Source organism: Mycobacterium neglectum (assembly GCF_002591975.1).
GTDB classification, from domain to species: Bacteria; Actinomycetota; Actinomycetes; order Mycobacteriales; family Mycobacteriaceae; genus Mycobacterium; species Mycobacterium neglectum.
Genome location: NZ_NVQE01000010.1, coordinates 148,598 through 154,968, shown reverse-complemented (window position 1 = coordinate 154,968; position 6,371 = coordinate 148,598). Strand labels below are relative to the sequence as shown.

Genomic DNA, 6,371 nt, shown 5'->3' with positions numbered 1-6,371 from the left:
ATTACTTTGTCGCATTGCGCTTGTTGTTTGCTCTTGTGCGTGTCTTGCTTAGAGAAGTATCTTATTAGTTCTGTTATTTCTATTGCGATTCAGATGTGTGTTATGTCTATATTTTTTTTTTTTTTAACGATACCGGCGACCACCAGAACTACACAAGGGGTTTCCTTCGCCGCGTTAGATGGTGTATAGAGACAGGTCGTCGAGGGGCTCCACGCGGGGGAGGAAGGGGTCGGGGATCACTAGTGCGTGGCTGACAACGATGGCGTCCACGTGACAGTCGATTGCGCACAGCCGACAGGAATGACAGTCGTTGGGGTAGATGATCTTGGCTCGCCACTTGGTGGTCCCCCACGGTTCGTCGCCCTCCACCAGCCGGATCACTCCGGTTGGGCAGCTGTCAATGCAGACGTTGCACCCGTCGCACGTCGTCTCGTCGATACTTTCGATCACTGAACCGTCGCCTCCTCGCGGTAGCCTTGCGGCACGGTATATGGACTTGGATGGCGGCCGGGCGGGGCCTGCACCGGCCACGACTGGATCGGCAGGTCGCGTTCGCTGAACTGCAGATCGAATTCACCGCCGCTGCCCCGGCGCACGAGCAGCCACTTCAGCCACTCATCGTTGTCCGCGTAGGGGTAGTCGATACGAAACAGCTCCCCGCGACTTTCGGTGCGCCGCTTCATCGCCTCACAGGTGATGATCGCCAACGTCAGGTATGCGCGCACCTCATGCGCCTTCTTAAGTTCTTGATAGTCCGGCGCGAAAACGTAACGCAGTACCCGATCCCGGATCCGGTACAGCTCAGCGAGCGCTGAATCGATCCGTGCCTCCGACTTAAACAATGCGAATGCCGGATTGGCCGTCGCCTCGCCGATGGCTTTCCACACATCCACCGGCCGGACCTGCCGCAGCCGACGCATCGGCGCGAAATACTGCGCGAAGCTCTCCTGTGCCTGGTTCTCCCACACACTGCGCGCTACCGCGTGACCGCCGCGCGCCGCCGCCGCAGTGCCCGCCCGGTACCCCGCAACAGCCGAGAAGCTCGAGATCCCGCTGCCAGAAATTCCCGACATCAAATGCGGACACGCCGTGCCATACCCGGCCGCGTACAGGCCGGGCACTGTGGTGGCTCCGTCCAGGTCGATCGTGGGACCGCTGGTGCTGCTCGTGCCGAGCACGATGAACGGGGTCACCTCCAGCAGGTCCGTGGAGGGATCGACCTCAAACTCGGTAAAGGCGCGCCGCACCGTCGGAGACACTTCATACAGCACCTCTAGATCCGCCTGTGGTACGTGACGCAAGTCGAGATAGCACGGCCCTCGGCCCTCGACCATCTCGGTCATGATCGCGCGCGCGATGGTGAACAACCCGCCCTTATCGCCCCAGATCGGGTCATAGCGGTCCATGAAGTACTCGCCCGCCGCGTTGCAGAACTTGCCACCGATCCCCTGAATCTTGGCTTGACCCGGTGTGAAGAATGACCGATTGAAGTAACTCCAGGCAGCGAACTGGCCGAATTCCATGCCGGCGAACTCGGCACCCACTCGCCAGGCCGCCACATGACCTTCCCCGCTGCAATGGTCGGCGAACGCGTAATGCAGCTTGGGGTACCAAGGGCCGGTGTTGAGGATGACGCTGCCCGCCGTGAAGACATGACACTGGCCAGTGACAACATTTACCCCCACCGCACCACACACCGCACCAGCGGTGGGCCGACACCCGTCGGTGGTCAGCAGATCAATCACATCGACCCGCTCGAACAGTCGCACCCCCGCCGCTTTCATCCTCTCCTTGAGGATCTCCATACACACGCGACCATCCACACCCAGCGTCGTGCCAAGGTTGTGGCCGCGGACCGTCACGTACTTCAGCGACCCGTCCTCATGAGTTGAATACGGCACACCCCACTCGATCTGCTCGTTAACCCGGTCGTAGGCCTCGGTGATGTACTGCTGCACCCAATCCTGATCGGCCAAATAATTGCTGCCCACCACGAACTCGCGCGTCCACTCCGTCATCTCCTCCCCCTGCACCCGGTGATCAGGGGCGTACTGGCTGTGCACATACGTCATCGGCCCCGCCCGAGACACCACCGCCTTCTCCACCAAAATCACCGACGACCCCAACTCCGCGGCCCGCAGTGCCGCTCGCGCTCCACCAATCCCGCCACCCACCACCAAGACGTCGCATTCTTGGACCGACACATCCAGGTCACTTCCCATAACGCCAGTCACGCCTTCACCAACATCTCGATCAAGTCCGTCTCGCTTGTTTCGGTGGTCATATGGTCGGGCCCTTTCTGGAATTGGCGATATCCACGAGGAGGTGGTGAGGGGAGCTGGCCCTACAGGAATACCGACAGGTTGTCGATGGGCAACGTCGAGTGGTCGAGCAACACCTCGCGCCGAGCCAGCCGCAGCGAATCGTCGGTCCGGCGCAACACGTCGACGCGTTCGGCCGAGAGCAACTCCCAGCGGCCGCTATCTCCGCGGCTGCGAAAGAACAACAGATTTGAGCGCACGGTCAACTCTTCAGCCCCCGGTCCGGCAGTCGTGCGGATGTTGGACACGAAGTGCCGGGTCCGCGACCGAGGTGACTCGGCCCACGAGAAGTCCGTCTCGCCGCGAAGAACCCGCATCTCCAAACCCGTGTAGTCGTCGTTCCAGTGCGCGATCGCGCCCACCCAACCCGCGGAGTCCTCCCTCGTGGTGCGCACCGGAACCACATACCGGATGTCGGGGTCAAGCAGACCCAACCATTCCCGGAACTGCCCCCCATCGAGGAGCTCCGCCTCCCGGAACATGAACGCCTCGACAGCCTCACGGGTATCCCGATCGACCCCGATCGCATTCATCACACCGAACTCCTCGATCAACCCGTCAACACTCACTCTCTGTTCTGCTGAACAGATGCGTCCTCCGCTGTAGAGAATGCTAGATACATCACACCGGCCCGTCAAGACGCCATCTCCGAATGGACCACGACCAAAACGGCGCGGAACTAATGACGATGCTGCACAACCGATCTGGACGCGAGCTCACGTGGCGCCTCCATCGGATGCGCGATACCCGGGCGCCTGGCGCGTCACCTTATGTAGACGAAATCACGCTAAGTCCTGACGAATCAGGCATTTACGACGCGTTCGGCAGGCTGCGGCAGTGCAAGCAAGATCGCGACTGGACGTGTTGATCGCTTCGACCGACTTGCCTTTGCGCCGGGGCCGCCAGCCGCTCATGGCCGAGGTCTGTGGCGATATCGTCGTGCTGTCGGTGCCCTGCTATGAACATTCGGCCGCGGGGCGCGGGAACAGAAAGCACTCGCGGCGGTCGTTGCCGCGATTGTCCGCGGCGAAGCCGACGAACACCCGGGTGGCGGGCGTTAGCCGACTCCACTCCCCGGATCGCCCGAGTCGGCAGGCGATGATGATTGTCGCACCTATGGGTTCGGACATCTCCGAGTGATCGCCGGCGTGGTCCCTGGCAGACCGCCCGTGGCGCTTGTGACTTGTGACATGCTCGCTGCGGCCACGGCGGCGAAAACGCTTGTTACGCCGAACATCTGGGTGCTCGGCGACGCGTTGGGTCGGGTGCGACTTCCTATCCTGACGCTGCTCTCGATCACAATCCTGACTGGCTGACCCATCATCGTGCACGGGCTCTCGGAGAAGCCCACCAGGTCGGTGGCCGCGAGCAGGCGGCATTGTTCAACCTCGCCACCGTCGCAGTGCTCGGCTTGGCAGTCCTTCCCGAAGTTCAGCCGGTGCTGAGTGGGCTGGCGACGTTGGCTACAGACCTAGACGCCTAGGTGGCGGGAGTGGTCAGCAGGTCGCCCTGACGGTTCTTCCCCGGCGTCGATGACGAGGCGGCGGCGCCGTTCGCCGCGGCAGGCGGCAGCCCAGCGGCTTCCCTTGACCGGTGATAGCGCTCCGCAAGTCCTGCCCAGCGTTCACCGTAGCGGTGCGCGGAGTCGACGACGGTCTGCGGTATGTGAACGAAGGGCGGCCGAGCAGCCCCAGCACGCCCATAGCCCGCAGTGTCGATTGCGATCTTCCACCAGGCGGACTGCATGGCTTGGAATTCCTCCATAGTCAGACCCAGCGTTCGAAATGGCGCCTGCATCTGGTCGGCGATGGCCGCGGCCTCTGTCCAGTTGCCACGCTGGCATGCATCGCGCAGCGAAAGCGCGGGCCAGGGGCCCATGCATACGTCGATGCTCCACGCTCCGGCAGCGCCGAACATCATTGCGGGGTACATCAACTGGTCCAAGACGAGGACCGACATCTTGTCCTTGACCGCTTTGATTGCGCCGATCACATTGAAGATGTCCATCGAGGTCTGCTTGAGCGCAACGATATTGCGAATCTGGGCCAGCTCCCTAAATGCACCGGGCGGCAATGTGATGCGGAACGCGTGCGGGTTCTGGTAGATCATAATCGCCAGCTCCGGAACGGCCTCGGCGAGGTCTTTATAGTACTGGACCGCGTTCTCGGCAGTCTGCGGCAAATACATCGGCGGTCCGCTCATGATCCCGTCCGCCCCGAGGTCGGCGATGACGCGGGCGCGTCGGATCGAGTCGCGCGTGTTGAGCGTACTGGCACCAACGAACACCGGAACCCGAGCGTTCACCGTCTCCACGACCGTGGTGATGAGCGTGCGGTATTCGTCGTCGGAAAGGGTGTGCGACTCGCCGGCGCTGCCGGTCGTGACGATGCCGTCGACACCATCACGAACCAGTCGATCAACCAGAGACGCCAGCGCATCGGTGTCGATCGTGTCGACCGCGTTGACATCGGCGGCGTCCGGCGTCGAGCAGGCCGGCACGAATCCCCACAACCCCTTCATGTCGCTGGGAACGAGTTCGCTGGTGCGTGTTGTCATGAGCCGTGTCCAATCTGGTTTGAGGATTTTCGGAATGGCTTTGTTGGCGGTATGGTCGCGCCGGACCGTCCAGGGTGGGACTTGAGCCGATGGTAGGTGCCGATGCACTCCCGTTCGTGGCATTGTGTCCCTCGGCGCGAAGTCAACTCTAGGCGCCGCGATCAGTGCTAGTAGTCGATGTCTAAGCCGCTCTCGAGTTCTGCGAGCCGATCCTGGGCTTTTCCGATCGACATCATCTTCATCATGTTGCCGACGGCTTTCATCTGCCCGGTCATGGCCGCGGTCTGGCCGTTGAGCGCACCCCGAGACAGCTCGACGTTTGTTTCGTAGCTGAGCTCGGCCTCCACGTCGGGCGTGCGCGGCGGGGATCCGATACCGACGATGAGCGACCCGTCAGAGAAATGCATGTAGTAGTCATCGCTGGCCGGGCTCTGCGACACGGATACGCGGAGCACCACGTCATGTCCCTTCGCTGCAATGCGGAACCTCTCGTCGGCATTGGCCGCGTCGGTCACCGCAGTCGCCCAGTCGTCGGTTAGGAACTGGATCGCCATTTCACCTCCATATGATCGTTTTCGTCGTCTCGTCCGTCGAGCCGTTCATGTTGTTGCGGCTTCGAGTGCTCCTGGTGGTGTTTGGGCGACCATCTGGTGGCCCCACACGCTGGGTCGGTCGTACTGGGCGACGGTCCAGGTTTCCTCGTCGACGGTGACCGCATCCCAGCCGTACTCGAGATCAAAACCGCTCGGTGTTCGGACGTAGAACGACACCATCCGATCGTTGACATGGCGCCCCAACGTCATGCTCAGCGGAATGTTGCGCGACATGCACAGGTCATAAGCCATCCCCACGTCATCAAAACTTTGCACCTCTACCATCACGTGGTGCAGTCCCCGCACACCCGGCATCGGAGTCAACGCGATGCTGTGATGGCGCGGGTTGCAGTGGTAGAACCACAGATCGATGAAGGTGTAAATCTCATCGCTCTTCTTGAACCCCAACACCCCCCGCAAGAACCGGTCGGCCTGCGCGAGGTCCGGCGTCGCCAGCACCACATGACCCAACCCCTGCGCCCCGGTGACGAACCCCGATATCGCACGACCGGGCCGGAAGGAACCCGGCACCACCTTCTGACCGTAAAACAACTCATGACGCAACCCCGAAGGATCCGACAGCGTCACAAAGCCCAACACACCGCGGGCCGCGCAGTCCTCCTCGGTTCCCACCTCAAACCCAATACCCTGCCGATGCAACAACTCCCCAGCAGCCTCAACCGCCTCCTCGCTGCCCACATCCCACCCCGCATACAACATCCGGTTGCGCTCCCCGTGATGCACAGCCAACCGGTGATCGGCGTCATCGATCCGCAACAGAACCGACCCACTGGCCGCCTCCACCGCCTCCATCCCCAAAACCTCCGGACCGAACTCCAACCACTCCTTCGCATCCGGAGACTCCACACCCACATAACCCAACGCCTTCACCAACATGTGC

General features: G+C 61.9%; 6 protein-coding genes. All 6 read right to left on the bottom strand.

All coding sequences use genetic code 11. The features are described from left to right. Positions 1-174: 174 nt before the first annotated feature. Complete coding sequence (locus CSQ99_RS10955) at positions 175-450, bottom strand: 4Fe-4S dicluster domain-containing protein (protein ID WP_099039061.1); 276 nt, start codon at positions 448-450, stop codon at positions 175-177. Further along, positions 447-2,222 carry an FAD-binding protein gene (locus CSQ99_RS10950; RefSeq protein ID WP_099039060.1) on the bottom strand — a complete coding sequence of 592 codons (1,776 nt, stop codon included), beginning with the start codon at positions 2,220-2,222 and terminating at the stop codon, positions 447-449. The genes CSQ99_RS10955 and CSQ99_RS10950 overlap by 4 nt, the downstream gene beginning before the upstream one ends. A gap of 122 nt (positions 2,223-2,344) precedes the next feature. Then, complete coding sequence (locus CSQ99_RS10945) at positions 2,345-2,854, bottom strand: 3-phenylpropionate/cinnamic acid dioxygenase subunit beta (RefSeq protein ID WP_099039076.1); 510 nt, start codon at positions 2,852-2,854, stop codon at positions 2,345-2,347. Between the two features lie 946 nt (positions 2,855-3,800). Further along, positions 3,801-4,877: a dihydrodipicolinate synthase family protein gene (locus tag CSQ99_RS10930; RefSeq protein ID WP_014211445.1), complete on the bottom strand. Its 1,077-nt coding sequence runs from the start codon at positions 4,875-4,877 to the stop codon at positions 3,801-3,803. A gap of 167 nt (positions 4,878-5,044) precedes the next feature. Further along, on the bottom strand, positions 5,045-5,431 hold the full coding sequence (locus tag CSQ99_RS10925; protein WP_014211444.1) for an SCP2 sterol-binding domain-containing protein: 387 nt from the start codon (positions 5,429-5,431) through the stop codon (positions 5,045-5,047). A gap of 45 nt (positions 5,432-5,476) precedes the next feature. After that, a complete protein-coding gene (locus tag CSQ99_RS10920) occupies positions 5,477-6,367 on the bottom strand; it encodes a VOC family protein (RefSeq protein WP_099039058.1) in 891 nt (296 codons plus the stop codon). Between the last annotated feature and the right edge of the window lie 4 nt (positions 6,368-6,371).

Bases quoted from the DNA above. Each gene is read 5' to 3' on its own strand.
- CSQ99_RS10945 (WP_099039076.1), bottom strand. From the start codon at position 2,854: ATGAATGCGATCGGGGTCGATCGGGATACCCGTGAGGCTGTCGAGGCG.
- CSQ99_RS10920 (WP_099039058.1), bottom strand. From the start codon at position 6,367: ATGTTGGTGAAGGCGTTGGGTTATGTGGGTGTGGAGTCTCCGGATGCG.
- CSQ99_RS10925 (WP_014211444.1), bottom strand. From the start codon at position 5,431: ATGGCGATCCAGTTCCTAACCGACGACTGGGCGACTGCGGTGACCGAC.
- CSQ99_RS10930 (WP_014211445.1), bottom strand. From the start codon at position 4,877: ATGACAACACGCACCAGCGAACTCGTTCCCAGCGACATGAAGGGGTTG.
- CSQ99_RS10950 (WP_099039060.1), bottom strand. From the start codon at position 2,222: ATGGGAAGTGACCTGGATGTGTCGGTCCAAGAATGCGACGTCTTGGTG.